We start from the raw sequence: 13691 nt of genomic DNA, 5'->3' as shown, positions 1-13691 counted from the left end.
TCCCTTACTGTCCGTTTAACCATTTTTTAATTACTTTTGCAGTACCTTCTACATGTTCTTTCGTAGCATCCTGCACTTGTTCATCTAACGTTGGTTCTTTCGGTTCTTCTGGTTCAGGTTTTGGCTCTGGCACTATTTTTTCTTCAGGAATTTCCAAGATACTTTCATTACTTGCAGCAATTTCATCTTCTGCTAAGTATTCTTCATATTCCTCTTCTTCTTTCTTTCTCTTACGTCTTGCTAATAAGAACCATACTAGACCACCGATTGCTAATAAGCCAGCTGTAATTCCACCGAATAACCACCAGTTCATACCACTTTTTTCTGGCTCTTTCTCTTTTTCAGCTTTCGGCTGATCGAACTGAACAGTTACAACGTTAACTTGACCATTTATAAAGTTACCGTTCGGATCAGCTTGAAGTCCTGCCGCTGTTCCAATTGCTTCTTTGAAAGTAGTCATATCAATTCTTCGTTTTACTAACGTATCATTATCTACCCATACAACAACATTTGTTTTCGTTAATTCTGGGTGTTTCTTAATTGTTTCAACTGTTTTATCTATCTCATAGTTTTCGATTTTGTTGCCATTTTTATTATCGTAGACAACTTTACCATTTTGATTATTGTTCGTACCGTAGTTTGGCACTTCACCGTTCGCTGTAATACCAGCACCTTGCTTCGTATCTGCCCCTTCTTGCGCAGTAGAGCTTTCTTCTTGCTCTTGTTTACTACGAAGTACACCTTTATCACCATACTTCTCTGACTGACGTGTAACTTCATCGTAGTTTACAGATACTTTCGTATTCACTTTATATTCATTCGGTTTAAACATCGTCATTAACGTTGCATCAATATCTTGCTTTAATTTACCTTCAAGTTGGTGCTGCATCTCTACTTCTTTCTCATAAGAAGAGGAACTACTAGAATGTGCTTCATCTGCTCCTTTTGAGATAACACCTTTTTTACTATCAATAACACTTACTTCTTCTGCTTTCACACCAGGAACCGCTGCACTAATCATTTGCTGTATACCTGCAACTTGATCAGCCGTTAACAATTGTCCACGTTTCACTCCAACCGTAATCGCCGCTGTTCCTTTCGCTTTTTCTTCATCAAAAATTGTCTCTTTTTCAGGCAATGTAATTTGAACATTTGCCGTTTCAACTGTCGCAAAGTTTCTTACAATATCTTGTTCCAATTGCTTCTTCGTACCGACAATTTGCTTCATTTTTTTATCTTGTTCACTTGAACCGAGAGAGCTTTCTAATAAAATTTCTTCACCGCTTTTCGAATTAAACGGTAAGCCCATCCCATTCATTTCTTTTCGAACCCATGGAGCATCATTCTTTTGCACACGAATTGAACCATCGGCCGCTAATTGGTAATCGACACCTAACTTCGATAATTCTGCTGTAATCTCTTGTTTATCTGCATCATTTAAATTTTGATATACAACAACATATTTATCTGGCAAGGTGAAGTATAAAAGCGCTCCTGTTACAATCGCTAAAAGCGCAGCACCGATTACTAACTTATGCCACGTTTTTAACGATTGGATAACATTTTTCATCTTTTCCATTTAAACACACCCGTCCACTTTCCTAAATTTGCATATTAATTAGTGACTTATAATTTTCAATAAGATTATCACGTACGAGAGCAGCCGTTTTCATTTGAGACTCAGCTTTCTTTTGCTGAATTAAAACGTCATGTGTTTCTCCTACCCCTTTAGTTAGTAAATCATATACTGCTGTTTGTGCATTGTTTTGCGTTTGATTCATATCTTCCAATAAATCAATAAACTTTTTCTCCGGAGCTACCGATGTTTGAGAAGTTTTCGGTGCACCAATTGATTGAATTGCTCCAAATGGTTGTGTATGTAACATTGGTTGAATTTTCATATTACGATTTTCCCCCTTATCCTCGGCCGATTTCTAAATCTTTATCAAGCATTTTTTTATTCGCATTTAATACACTCGTATTCGCTTCATACATTTTTTGAGCAACCATTACATTCGTCATTTCAGCAGTTACATCAATATTTGGATAACGTACATATCCTTCTTCATTTGCGTGCGGATGCGTCGGATCATACACTAAATTTTCCGTTTTGTCTGCTTCAATACTTTTTATTTTTACTCCATTAGTAGGAGCCCCATCTAACATACTTGCAAAACTATTGTTTGATTCTAACACCACACTACGACGCTCATATAAATCTGCCCCCGGAGCCGCCGTCGTATTTGCATTTACAATATTGTTAGAAGTAACTTCCATCCACTTTCTCGCTGTCGTTAGCCCTGAGCCACTTGCATTAATTGCCTGAAACATCCGTTGTCTCTCCTTCTACTTTTAACGTCCGCGTGCCGCTTGGTTAATTGCATATTGTGTATTAATTGCGTTTATTGAAATACCGTATAACTGATTTGCTTTCATTAAATCTAGCATTTCTGTCGTTACATCCACACTATTTCCGTCTTTATTCGTTTGCATTGATTTCGTTTGAATCTTTGCATATGTATTTTTCGTATTTACTGTCGGTAAGTGCATTTCATTCGTTTGATATAAATCTGGATTGCTCTTTAAATCAGCCGCATTATTTTTATATAAGGCACTACTTTTATTCATCTGCTCAGCAAATGTTACATCTTGTGCTTTATAGCCAGGTGTATTCGCATTTGCAATATTACTAGAAACAGTATTTCGTTTCGTCACTAAATAATTCATATAATGGCTTACATCACTCACTAAATCTGGCATATTCCACACCCTTCCTTTTCTAACGTAATGATCCACTGATAGAAGTTTCACTTCATTATTTATTTTCTTATATGCGTTTATTAAAATATTTACTATTATGTACCCTTACATATTTTATTCCATTTTTTCATTGTTGTCTTTAGAAAAATACAAAAATATAAAAAAGAATGCAAAAAACTGTATACACATAGTAATCTATAGAACATTTCAATATATAAACTACAAACTAAAGTCCATTTTTCTATTATTTAGATTACTATTATTTTTTCATCACAGTCATAAAATGAAACCTCAATCAGCGGAGTTCTTTATGTAAACGAAGGAATAGACCCCCTTTTAAAAGGGGAATCTGTTTCCAAACGTTATTATTAATATTTACCGTAAAATGAATTAGCCTTCATTCGCCCATCATTTGTCATAATCATTTCTTCCAAAATCTTTTGCTTATCCCGAATATGCTGAGCTGCCTTAATAATGAACGGGCTTACTTCTGCTGCAACTTGCGCACGCGTTTCTTCATCCAATGTCATCATCCAGCGATTTAACATCTCACTCTTCTCAGCAAACTCTCTGTCTGACACTTGCAATTCACCGATTTCATTAAAACAGCTGACAAACGTCCGATAAATATCATTGTTCATTTTCAAGTGCTCCGCGGTAACCGTCTATTAAATCTTGTAACACTTTCACAATTGCATCAATATCTTTCGCTTCACGCGTTACTTTCATCGTTTGAATTTGAATGCTAATCCAATCATATAAACCATAGAGACTATCATATAAATCTTTCGTAATTTCAGGATTTAATTGAAGCTTTAGCTCTTCAAAAATACGTTCTAATTTTTCAAGAAGTGCGTCCCCTTCTTGTAGTTTAAAAGTATGTAAAAGTTCTTCTAAATTACGAAACTCTACAATACATCTTTCATAAATAAAAATTGTATTTTTAATCGGATTACTCGTCATAATATCATTTTGCATATAACGTTGCCATGCTTGCATACGATCACTTCCTCAACTTTCATTAATCATCACTTTTTTGTTTTGTCATTGCTTTAATTGTTTTTAGTTGGCTATCAAGCGCCGCTAATGTACTCTCTAACTTTTGATACTTCTTCACAATTTCATCTTGCTTTTGCAAGTTTTGCGTTTCAATATCTTTAATCTTTTTATCTAAATCACTTACACGTGAATCAATATTTTTCACACGTTCTCCAACTACACCTTTATCACCGAATATTTTATCAAGTGGTTCTTCCATCATTTTTCCTAAACCGTTAGAACTAAAGAAAAATTGCTTCGCTGCATCAGGTTTTTCTTTTAATGCTTGTGTTAATTTTTCATCATTAACTTCCATCGTTCCATCTTGCTTTAATTGAATACCGAATGTGAATAAATAATTACCATCTTGAGAAAATGTTGCAACATTGTTCATCGCTTGACGTACGCTTTGCATAATTACCTGCCCTTGGAAAACTCCATCTTTCCCAGCAAAAAGGTCAACTGTAGAAACAGCTTTATTATACTCTGCTACCATCTTTTTAATAATATTGGCTGTGTCTGTTACATTAGAATCACTTACCGTAAATTTTAATTCTACACCTTTTGTTTTTGGATCTGTTGTTGTACCGGCATCTGGTGTCCCTTCTACTTTCGGCTCAGTTACTTTTAACAATTCAATTTTCACACCCGGAAGAGCCTCAATTGTATTAGTAAAACTTTCAGCTTCAATACCATTAATACTATATTTGGCATTTTGTGCTTCATTGATTGTATTAAGCGCTGTGCCATCCGCATTAGCTAAACCAATATCTTGAAATAGTGTAGATGTGTTCCCCTCAAACTTAATTACTCCATCTGTTCCTTCTTTTTTCGAGGTCATGAAAATTTTATTTCCAAGTGTATAAGCTGATACGCCATAATCTCCATCATTAATCTTATTAATTAAATCTTTATATGTCATATCAGTTGTTACTTTTAGTTCTTTACCGCCTAGTTTTAATGTTTCATCTTTAGGAAGCTTCGCATTTATATCTTTAATGTCATTTGAAGCTATTTGATGACGCTGCGCAAGCTGTGTAATTGTCATATTAAAAGTTCCTGCAATCGCCCCACCATCAGCTTTCACATTAATGTAGCCGTCTTGTGTTGTCGTTACTTTTTTCTCATTCCCTTTAAAAGCTGCTAAATCTTTAAACACTTGAGTAAAAGGAGTAAATTGTGTCTTTAAACTTGCATATACTTGTTTATCTTGCGTAAGTTTTTGCTTCTCAGTAGTATACGGTGTTTTTCTCATATCTAACGCTTGCATCTCTAATTCTACTAGGTTAGAAGTATCGATCATATTATTTCCGAGGTTCCAAATTTGTTGTCTACCACCAATACCTGTCATCGTTGTTCCTGCCATTTTTCTCACTCCTTATAGATTACATGTAGTCTAAAATACTTGTTTTACTCATCGTACTAACCGCTTTAAGCGTCGCTTCATACGTTGCATTTATATATGCCAAGTCAGAAATCGCGACCGCTAAATCGACATCCTCAATTTCTTTACGGTTTTCTTGAAGCGCTAAGTTTTGCTCGCTTAAAATTGTTTTAAACGTCTCCATCGTGTTCATTGTTGAACCAACTTCAGTTGTACGGTTAATGATGCCATCTAAGTTTTTCTTATTTTCCCCTAATAACGGTTGTAACGCTTTTTGGTCACCTTTTTGCATCGCTTCGCTCATCTGTTTTAACGTTTTTATAACCGGGGATAATAATGCTTCTCCGTTACGGAACGCCTTGAATTCATAACCGTCATTTAGTTGCCAGTTCACATCATTTTTTCCGCCCTGGTACGTACCATCTTCTGTAAATGGTGGATTCTCTGCACTATCACCACCGAAAATATAACGACCTTGCTCTTTCGTATTCGCTAAATATACAACTTGTTTTAAAATTTGATCAATCTCTGCACCGATTGCTTTCAATTCTTTTTCACCATTTTGCTCACTTAATGCTTGTACTGTTAATTGATCTGCTCTCGTTAAAGATTTCAAAACACCTTGTAAAGTATTTTCAGTTTGTGTTAGTACATTTTTCGAATCCGCTATATCTTTTTGCATTTGCTCCATATTTGCCAATGAATGTTGAATCGCAAATGATTTACTTGCTGCAAGTGGGTCTTCACTCATAAGAAGATTTTTCTTCCCTGAAGTTACTTGGTTTCTATGGTATTGTTGTTGCACATTCAAATCCATTAACTGATTCTTTGCCCAGTTTGCATTTTGAAATGTAGATACTCTCATTTCTATCTCCTCCTTATATATTTCCAATCAATTATTATCACTTATCGAATAATCGAAAATAGACTATCAAACACTTCATTCATCGTAGTAATAGCTTTAGAGTTTGCGACGAAATATTTTTGGAAGGCCATTAAATTTACCATTTCCTCTTCCATATTTACACCTTCAACGCTCATTTTTTCTTGTTGAATACCTTCTAGTAAGTCGCCATGAATTTTTTGATAACCATTTACTGCACTTTTATCAGATGCAACACGAACTATAAATTGGTCTAATGCTTGTTTATAAGAAAGACCTTCTTTATAATCGTCATCTGTAACTGCTGCTAGTTTATTTGCTGTTTCAGCAGACATTTTCATTTTCGAAACATCTTTTTGGAATTCTGGATTTAACTTCATCTCTTTCGCATAATCTCCAACGAAGAAATCTTTTCCCATCACTGTATTCACTTGATTTTTCATCGAACTCATTAAGTCTTCGAGATTTTTTTTATAATCAACAATCTTCGCTTTTGTATCAATCGCTGATTTTATCGCCCCGCTAGTTACAGAGATTTCTGAACCGTAAATCTCAACTGACATTGGGTCTTTTTCTTTATTTAATTGAAGTGGATATGTATCTTGTCCATTTACTGTTAAAATACCATTCATTCTAACACTCGCGATATTAGGATTCATAGATTCATAAGATACTTCGATGTTTGCATACTTAGACATCTCTGTAACGATGCGATCTCTTTCGTCTAAAAGTTGATTCGGCACTTGTGTACCTGCTTGTCCAATTTTATGATTCGCTTCTGCTAAACTAGCAGCAAGACGATTAAATTCATTAACATGCGCCTCAATATCTTCTGCTGTCTGTGCTTCCACTGTATCTAAGTTTTTCGCAAGACGATTCACTTGACTTGTGAACTTCCCAGTTTCAGAAATTAATGTATCGTAGTAGTTTGGTTGTTCTGGATTTTTTGCCACTTCACGAAAGGCATTAAAGAAACCGTCCATTAAACTAGATAATGAATTCTTTCCTGTCGTTCCAACCATAGACTCTACACGTGATAAAGTCGAATTCATGTAGTTATAGTAAGAGAGTTGAGATAATTGATCATTAAACTGCTTCGTCTTTACCTCATCAGTAATACGGTCAACACCTAGCGTTTGTACACCGTAACCAATTCTCTGTTCTGGCGTATGACCATTGCTTGCTCCAACAGATCCGTAATTCACCATTTGACGCACATAACCCGGTGTATGAATGTTAGACAAGTTTTGTTTCGTTGTTTGTAACCCCATTTGAGCCGCTAACATGCCCGATAGCGGTGTATTATAATCAGATAATCTCATAAAGCTTCACTTCTCCTTTACAATAGTTCGTTCATAAAGATTTGCGAATTATTGTTTCGCTCTAAATTATATTCAGAAACAGAATCCACAATACTTTCTGTAGTTTTTAATAGTACGTTTAAGTAATATTGATTTTTCAAAAGAATCATTTTTACATTCTCTTCTAATCCAGTTACGTTTTTTTGTAATTCTTTCATTTTTTCAATTTCTTCTTGAGAAAAATACGAAAATAACGCACTTACACGAAACGATTCAACTCCTTGTTCTTTACAGAACTGAACAACCATTTCTTCAAATGAGCTTGATAACCCTTTTAAACCGTCAATGTACTGCAATTGCTCTACTTGCAACTTTTGAACTGCATTTACATTTTTATTTTTTAAATTCTCATATATTTGCTCTCCAAGCGCTTGAATATTTTCATACGCTTTTTGAATAATAACGAGTTTTTCATATAATTGTATGTACATATAGCTTCCTTCCTTTTACAAGACTAAATTCACAATTAAACCATGGATTTCTCCAATTTGATTTAACATTTCTAAATGTCCTGTTTTCGTATTAATTAAGTTCATCACATCTTCTAATTCATTCAATCCCATTTCTGCCTGTTTCACAATCGTCATTTTCTGTGAATATCCGTAACGTGGGTGACGAGACATGACATCTTTATACTGCAATACATTATCAACGTAAAAATTCAAAAATGATTTTACTGTATTTTTGTATTCCATTACATTATCAAGCGTTAATTCCATTTCAATTTTCTCTTTAATTTCTCCAATATTATCGACAAACGCTTCCATTTGTTCTAGTAATTTATCTTTTTTCGGATCTGCATGCAAATTATCCGAAAATGCAAGTCCTGTCCTGACATTTGCTTCTTTCGGCATTTGAGTAGCAGGTGGTATATGCGATAAAATTGGATTATGCGAGATAGAACGTAGCATATATATCACCTATTTATTTTTTTATTTCTTCCTAAACTTAATCGTAAAATCCAGTTATTTATAATTATACTCTGAACAGTAATATTTTGCAGTTATTTTTTATAAAAGATATGTTACAATTTAGCATGAGGTGGCACAATTCTATGAATATTTTCCTTTGTGGTTCAAATCAATTAACAGCATTAGATCAAGAAGAAATTAAAAAATTTTTAACTGACTATGCTCACAAACATAAAATTTACATATTATGTTATAAATCTATTGAAAATGAGGTTCTTCGTTTTTTCGTTGAGAATGAAAGACTCGCTCAAAATTTATGCCTTTACACGCTGCAACCATTGCAAGCAATTACAGATGAATTCCAAGAAGTCGTTGATTACTTAAAAAAACACGGAGCCGAATATGTTGCTTTTGATCATCCTTCTGACTCCATTTACCGATCAGATTATATGTTTTTTGTTAAACAAATTATTGAAGACACTGATTTAGTTCTCTGTTTTTATAATGGGGACAAACATACATCTGTCATCCCTGTCGATGTTGCAAAAGAAGCAGGTATTGATGCTGTCATTTATGATTTACCAGGATTACATGAAAAGCAAATGAAAAAAAGCTTTGAACAAAAAATTCGTATGATGTAAAGGGGGAGGCACAATATCATTATTGTGCCCATTGTAAATATGATAATTGAACAAGATTATGATCATTTTATCGCGAGTTTTAAACAACAATTCAATATGGACATCGCTTCATATAAACAAGATAGAATGCGCCGTAGAATCGATGCTTTCATTTCGAGAAAAGGCTTCGAAAACTACACTAATTTCTTAAACAAATTACGCGCTGATCAAAATTTATTTTTAAATTTTATTGACTATATTACAATTAACGTTTCAGAGTTTTTTAGAAATAAAGAACGATGGCAAACTTTAGAGTCGAAAGCACTACCAAAATTACTCGAACAAAATAGCGGAAAATTAAAGGTATGGAGTGCCGCCTGCGCTGCTGGTGAAGAACCGTATACACTCTCTTTAATTTTATCGAAGCATCTTGCTCCATTTCGTTTTGAAATTCAAGCAACAGATCTTGATTTTCATATTCTAGAAACCGCAAAACGCGGTCAATATACAGAACGTTCTTTAAAGGAATTACCTACTGATTTGAAAGAACGTCATTTCACAAAAGAGAATGATCTATATTCATTGCATCAAAACATTAAACAAAACGTCTCGTTTAAACAACATGACCTTTTAATGCAGTCATTCGATACAAATTATGATTTGATTATTTGTCGCAATGTAATGATATATTTCACAGAAGAAGCAAGAGTAAAACTTTACGAAAAATTTAGTCGTTCTTTACGAAAAGGCGGTGTACTATTTGTTGGTAGTACGGAACAAATTTTAACACCCGAGCGTTACAATCTTCAGCGATTTGATACATTCTTCTACGAAAAAATATAAAAGAGGTCGTCACAATGGAGTGACGACCTTTTTACATAACTCGAATTAAAATAATACCGACAATCCATATAAAGAGAAAAAGAAGCGTCATAGACCATTTATGTTCTTGCATCGTTTGTTTCAATGCCTGTGATAATTGTGTCATGTTCATTTCCGCAAGCGCTCTCCATACACTTACATCCCGATCTTTAGCAATGCGGTCTGTAACACTAATTAAAATTGTTTCGTTAGACAATTTCGTTATATAAGCAGTAATAACCGTTACCATCAAATTTATATTTCCTTCTGAAGAATCACTTTCCACTCTAGAGATAAGTGCACTCACATCTAGTAACGGAATATGTACTTTTCTACCAAATGATAGTTGTACTTCAGCGAAATCATATGTTCCATCTAACAAAGGAAGTTCTTTTATATGCGCCTGCTTAACAAGCCCTTGTAGGCTTCTAATTACTTGTTCAAATATTTTTTCTGTTTGCTTACCTTCTCCAGATAACGTATGTAACTTTTTAAAAAGTTGTAACACTGTATCCATCTCTTTAGAAAGCATTTCCTTCATAATCTTTCCATCACTTAAACTTGCAAGTAAAATACCTATTTCATTATTTTTCGAAATAATTTTAGACTGTCCAGTAAACACTAAATTGCTACGCTTTCGTTCTTTCTGGATTTCATGCTCTGAAATAGCTGCAGGCTGTTTTAATGGTTGTAACGCCTTATCTTCAATTGTCGTACGTTTAATCTCCATTTAAGCGCCTCCACTACTATGAAATAATTAGCCCCATTCTTTATTACTCTTTAAAACTAAAAACAGTACGAATAAACCTGACATGATAGTAAACACATCAGAAGCTTGCACTCCCTGTTCACCTTTTTCTTCTTTCTTGTCTTTCGGTTCTTCTTTTTGTTCTTTCTTTTTAGAGGCAACTTGTTTGTTATTTTTCTCTTTTTGGTCCTTCCCCTTATGTACTTCCTTGTTGTCTTCGAACGGCTCTTTTATAACGTAAGTAAATTCCTCTTTCTCTTCCAACGGTTCTTTTATAAACTTATTTACTTTCTCATCTCGCTTCGGAATTTGAACAACTGGCAAATTTTCTTCTGGAACCGGGTTTTTGACTTTGGAATCTTCTTGCTTCTCATTTTCTTTCTTATCTTCTAATTCATTTTCTAGTTTATTATCTAATTTATCTTCTTTCTCTTCTATCTTTTTATCATCTTCATTTTTTGGCACCAAAACAGAAATGGTATATTCACTTTCCTCAACAAGTTTATTACCTGCTGCATCTATTATCTCTACAAGTAATTCGTATGGCCCAGCCGGCAATGCTTCTGTTATTTCAAATACTTTTTGCCAATCCATATCATGCTTGTTGTAGTCTAATAAAAACGAAAGCTCTTTATTTTCTTTCCCTTTTAATGTAACGCGCACTTCTTTTACAACCGATTCTATATCTGATGCTTTTACTCGTATATGTATAGAATCTCCCTGTTTTCGTTCAACTAAGTTCTCTTTTACTTCATCAATAGTAACTTTCTGTAACTTTGGCAATTCTTTATCTATAGTTGGCGTTTCATTTTTAATACGAATGAGCGGGACTTTCACTTCATTTTTTATGAGCTCTTCTTTCTCATTCTCTTTGTAACTTTGAACGAGCTGAAGATTCCAATCACCTTGCAAATCAAAATCCCCTGCTTTATAGTTAGCAACCCAGCTCTTCGTCTCTTCATCATACTCAAAAGATAACATTCTTTCTTGCGCATATTGCTCCCCATTTTTTTGTAACTGCAATATACCTTTCATACTTTGAATGTTTTTCCCATTTGGTTCTACAGCAATTCGCACCTCTTCGCCAACTTTAAGCTCCGGCTTATTTACTGTAATAATTCCCTGTTCTGTTTCTATCTTTCTTTCACTCAATTGTTTATTTACTACTTCTTGTTGTTCTGCTTCTTTTTGTTTCTCTTCATCTTGCTTCGTTTCCACTTGCTCTGACGATTCTTGAGATTCCTTATTTTCTTCTTGTACATTCACTTCATTTATTTTTTGATCTGACTCAATTTGTTCCTCAGCCTGACTTTGCAAGGGGAAGAACAAGCATACATGTATGCATAGCCAACTCATTAGAAAAAACTTTACGTTTTTCATCTACTAGTTCAAACTCCTATTTCAATGCCTTATAGTGATTTCGTCACTTTTACTCCGAAAAATCCATCTACATTTACAAGTTCACCATACGCCACTAATACATCATTTACATAAATACGAATTGGTTCATCAATATCCTCATCTAGCACAACTGCTTCATTTTCTTGTAAACTTAATATATCTTGAATCGTTTTCACTGTACTTCCAAATACAAATTTCACGTTCATTTCTACATTTTGTAGAATGGACGTGTCCATATATACTGGTTCCATTTGTTTTACTTCTTTAAATTCAATAGGTTGCACAACTGGTTCTACAATTTTTTCTTCTTCAATTTCTTCTGTGGCAATCTCTTCTTCTTCCACCATTGGATACAGAAGTCGCCTTACCATTTCTTTCGCTTCAGAAATTGGCAAAATTTGATACATTTTCGATTGAAGCAGATCACCAATTTCAAGATTGAACGTAATTTGAACGAGTTCGTCCACTTCCATTGACTCTCCCAAATACTCCATTTCTTCTTTTAACGTTACAAATTTAACATTTGGCGGCGTCATGTCCATTTTTTCTTGGAACATTTCTGACATCGCCGTAGCAGCATGACCCATCATTTGGTTCATAATTTCTTTAATACCGCTCAGTTCTAATTCAGTAAGCTCTTTTTCCGGATCAACTTCCCCTGTTCCCATCATCATTAAATCTACCATTGTTAAGGCGACATCTTTCGTAAATACGAATACATTCTCATTCTTTAGCCCTTCAACAAAGTCAACATTTAAAATAACAAATGGCACTGGTACTCCATCATAATGACGAACATTGATTGCTTCCACATTTGGTGTACTAATTGTAACTGGCTGATTTAAAAGCGTTGACAATACTGTTGAAGCGGAACCAATTGAAATATTTGCAATTTCACCAAGTACATCTTTCTCTTCTTGTGTTAAATGCTCTTTTTCAACTTGTTCTTCTACAATCTCAGTTTCCACTACTTCTGCTGGTTCGACTGTTTCTTCTACTTCACCAGATAATTGCATTAATTTATTTACCATTTGTTTCGCATGATCAACTGAAACAATTTGTACAAGTTTAGAGTTTACAAGATTATCTATCTTTAAATCAAAAGACACTTTAACAATCGTATGATTCCCATCAATTTCAGAGATTTTCTCCATTTCTTCTGATAACTTTACAACTTTAATCGTCGGCGGAGACATATCTACTGTATCTTGGAAGAATTCCGACATAGATGTAGCTGCGAATCCCATCATTTGATTCATCGCTTCTTGTACAGCACTTAGCTCTAATTCACCAAGTTCTTTTCCGTCCTCGATTTCACCTGTTCCCATCATCATTAAATCAGCAATGGACAATGCAACATCTTGCTTAAGGACAAGAAGGTTTTCCATATCTAATCCTTTTGTAAAATGAATGTTTAATACAACATGTGGAACTTCGACATCTCTTGAATCATATAAATCTACCAACTCTATGCGAGGAGCAGTAATGCTTACTTGCCTATTTAAAATTGTTGATAATACAGTCGAAGCTGAACCAAATGATATATTTGCAATTTCGCCAAGAATATCGCATTCTTGAGGCGTTAAATGCTCATTTTCTTTTTCTAGCACAATCGTGCTCGTATCCCCTTTTGTGTGTTGCTCAGGCATTTTCCCTGCCTCCTCATTTCTGTTTTTCTATCAAATAATATAAACTCTTATTTTATTTTAGCAAACTCATTAGTA

16 protein-coding genes are annotated in these 13691 nt (G+C 34.3%); 2 read left to right on the top strand and 14 right to left on the bottom strand.

The window, feature by feature from the left end; genetic code table 11:
* Positions 1-4: 4 nt before the first annotated feature.
* The 11 genes from ACTL4X_RS08385 to ACTL4X_RS08335 form a co-directional block, all read right to left on the bottom strand.
* Complete coding sequence (locus ACTL4X_RS08385) at positions 5-1579, bottom strand: flagellar M-ring protein FliF C-terminal domain-containing protein (protein WP_000413931.1); 1575 nt, start codon at positions 1577-1579, stop codon at positions 5-7.
* Between the two features lie 22 nt (positions 1580-1601).
* The gene (gene fliE / locus ACTL4X_RS08380) at positions 1602-1901 is read right to left on the bottom strand and encodes a flagellar hook-basal body complex protein FliE (protein WP_000701670.1); all 300 of its coding nucleotides are present in this window, start codon (positions 1899-1901) and stop codon (positions 1602-1604) included.
* 16 nt (positions 1902-1917) lie between these two features.
* Positions 1918-2331 carry a flagellar basal body rod protein FlgC gene (gene flgC / locus ACTL4X_RS08375; RefSeq protein ID WP_000484680.1) on the bottom strand — a complete coding sequence of 138 codons (414 nt, stop codon included), beginning with the start codon at positions 2329-2331 and terminating at the stop codon, positions 1918-1920.
* A 21-nt stretch (positions 2332-2352) separates the two neighbouring features.
* Positions 2353-2811 (bottom strand): flagellar basal body rod protein FlgB, encoded by a 459-nt coding sequence (gene flgB / locus ACTL4X_RS08370; RefSeq protein ID WP_370445031.1) that lies wholly within the window; start codon positions 2809-2811, stop codon positions 2353-2355.
* Positions 2812-3128: 317 nt separating this feature from the next.
* Complete coding sequence (locus ACTL4X_RS08365; protein ID WP_001058088.1) at positions 3129-3401, bottom strand: hypothetical protein; 273 nt, start codon at positions 3399-3401, stop codon at positions 3129-3131.
* Entirely contained in the window at positions 3391-3759 is a 369-nt protein-coding gene (locus ACTL4X_RS08360; RefSeq protein ID WP_001149516.1) for a flagellar export chaperone FliS, read from the bottom strand. The genes ACTL4X_RS08365 and ACTL4X_RS08360 overlap by 11 nt, the downstream gene beginning before the upstream one ends.
* A gap of 22 nt (positions 3760-3781) precedes the next feature.
* A complete protein-coding gene (locus ACTL4X_RS08355) occupies positions 3782-5164 on the bottom strand; it encodes a flagellar hook-associated protein 2 (protein WP_000929308.1) in 1383 nt (460 codons plus the stop codon).
* 19 nt (positions 5165-5183) lie between these two features.
* Entirely contained in the window at positions 5184-6047 is an 864-nt protein-coding gene (locus ACTL4X_RS08350) for a flagellar hook-associated protein 3 (protein ID WP_001266416.1), read from the bottom strand.
* Between the two features lie 41 nt (positions 6048-6088).
* The gene (gene flgK, locus ACTL4X_RS08345; RefSeq protein WP_001239711.1) at positions 6089-7387 is read right to left on the bottom strand and encodes a flagellar hook-associated protein FlgK; all 1299 of its coding nucleotides are present in this window, start codon (positions 7385-7387) and stop codon (positions 6089-6091) included.
* Positions 7388-7404: 17 nt separating this feature from the next.
* Positions 7405-7857, bottom strand: coding sequence for a hypothetical protein (locus ACTL4X_RS08340; protein ID WP_044783891.1), 453 nt, complete (start codon positions 7855-7857; stop codon positions 7405-7407).
* Positions 7858-7872: 15 nt separating this feature from the next.
* Positions 7873-8337, bottom strand: coding sequence for a YaaR family protein (locus tag ACTL4X_RS08335; protein WP_000946323.1), 465 nt, complete (start codon positions 8335-8337; stop codon positions 7873-7875).
* Between the two features lie 143 nt (positions 8338-8480).
* Here ACTL4X_RS08335 and ACTL4X_RS08330 point away from each other — a divergent pair, with 143 nt between their 5' ends.
* Together ACTL4X_RS08330 and cheR are read left to right on the top strand one after the other, a co-directional pair.
* Entirely contained in the window at positions 8481-8978 is a 498-nt protein-coding gene (locus ACTL4X_RS08330; protein ID WP_001020110.1) for a flagellar motor switch protein FliG, read from the top strand.
* Between the two features lie 39 nt (positions 8979-9017).
* Positions 9018-9800: a protein-glutamate O-methyltransferase CheR gene (cheR, locus tag ACTL4X_RS08325; RefSeq protein WP_000582879.1), complete on the top strand. Its 783-nt coding sequence runs from the start codon at positions 9018-9020 to the stop codon at positions 9798-9800.
* Between the two features lie 31 nt (positions 9801-9831).
* Here the strand turns inward: cheR and ACTL4X_RS08320 are convergent, their stop codons facing one another.
* Genes ACTL4X_RS08320 through ACTL4X_RS08310 form a run of 3 tightly spaced genes read right to left on the bottom strand, consistent with a single transcriptional unit; the run spans position 9832 to position 13616 of the window.
* Positions 9832-10548 carry a hypothetical protein gene (locus ACTL4X_RS08320; RefSeq protein ID WP_000403950.1) on the bottom strand — a complete coding sequence of 239 codons (717 nt, stop codon included), beginning with the start codon at positions 10546-10548 and terminating at the stop codon, positions 9832-9834.
* 27 nt (positions 10549-10575) lie between these two features.
* Positions 10576-11946: a transglycosylase gene (locus ACTL4X_RS08315; RefSeq protein ID WP_086692581.1), complete on the bottom strand. Its 1371-nt coding sequence runs from the start codon at positions 11944-11946 to the stop codon at positions 10576-10578.
* Positions 11947-11975: 29 nt separating this feature from the next.
* The gene (locus ACTL4X_RS08310) at positions 11976-13616 is read right to left on the bottom strand and encodes a flagellar motor switch protein (RefSeq protein WP_001115001.1); all 1641 of its coding nucleotides are present in this window, start codon (positions 13614-13616) and stop codon (positions 11976-11978) included.
* Positions 13617-13691: the final 75 nt, after the last annotated feature.

It is taken from the genome of Bacillus sp. RE35 (assembly GCF_052146655.1).
Taxonomy (GTDB): Bacteria; Bacillota; Bacilli; order Bacillales; family Bacillaceae_G; genus Bacillus_A; species Bacillus_A cereus.
This window is presented reverse-complemented; position numbering and strand designations above follow the sequence as displayed.

Bases quoted from the DNA above. Each gene is read 5' to 3' on its own strand.
- ACTL4X_RS08365 (WP_001058088.1), bottom strand. From the start codon at position 3,401: ATGAACAATGATATTTATCGGACGTTTGTCAGCTGTTTTAATGAAATC.
- fliE (WP_000701670.1), bottom strand. From the start codon at position 1,901: ATGAAAATTCAACCAATGTTACATACACAACCATTTGGAGCAATTCAA.
- ACTL4X_RS08355 (WP_000929308.1), bottom strand. From the start codon at position 5,164: ATGGCAGGAACAACGATGACAGGTATTGGTGGTAGACAACAAATTTGG.
- flgC (WP_000484680.1), bottom strand. From the start codon at position 2,331: ATGTTTCAGGCAATTAATGCAAGTGGCTCAGGGCTAACGACAGCGAGA.
- ACTL4X_RS08360 (WP_001149516.1), bottom strand. From the start codon at position 3,759: ATGCAAGCATGGCAACGTTATATGCAAAATGATATTATGACGAGTAAT.
- cheR (WP_000582879.1), top strand. From the start codon at position 9,018: ATGATAATTGAACAAGATTATGATCATTTTATCGCGAGTTTTAAACAA.
- ACTL4X_RS08385 (WP_000413931.1), bottom strand. From the start codon at position 1,579: ATGGAAAAGATGAAAAATGTTATCCAATCGTTAAAAACGTGGCATAAG.
- ACTL4X_RS08335 (WP_000946323.1), bottom strand. From the start codon at position 8,337: ATGCTACGTTCTATCTCGCATAATCCAATTTTATCGCATATACCACCT.
- flgK (WP_001239711.1), bottom strand. From the start codon at position 7,387: ATGAGATTATCTGATTATAATACACCGCTATCGGGCATGTTAGCGGCT.
- ACTL4X_RS08320 (WP_000403950.1), bottom strand. From the start codon at position 10,548: ATGGAGATTAAACGTACGACAATTGAAGATAAGGCGTTACAACCATTA.
- ACTL4X_RS08350 (WP_001266416.1), bottom strand. From the start codon at position 6,047: ATGAGAGTATCTACATTTCAAAATGCAAACTGGGCAAAGAATCAGTTA.
- ACTL4X_RS08340 (WP_044783891.1), bottom strand. From the start codon at position 7,857: ATGTACATACAATTATATGAAAAACTCGTTATTATTCAAAAAGCGTAT.
- ACTL4X_RS08310 (WP_001115001.1), bottom strand. From the start codon at position 13,616: ATGCCTGAGCAACACACAAAAGGGGATACGAGCACGATTGTGCTAGAA.
- ACTL4X_RS08315 (WP_086692581.1), bottom strand. From the start codon at position 11,946: ATGAAAAACGTAAAGTTTTTTCTAATGAGTTGGCTATGCATACATGTA.
- ACTL4X_RS08330 (WP_001020110.1), top strand. From the start codon at position 8,481: ATGAATATTTTCCTTTGTGGTTCAAATCAATTAACAGCATTAGATCAA.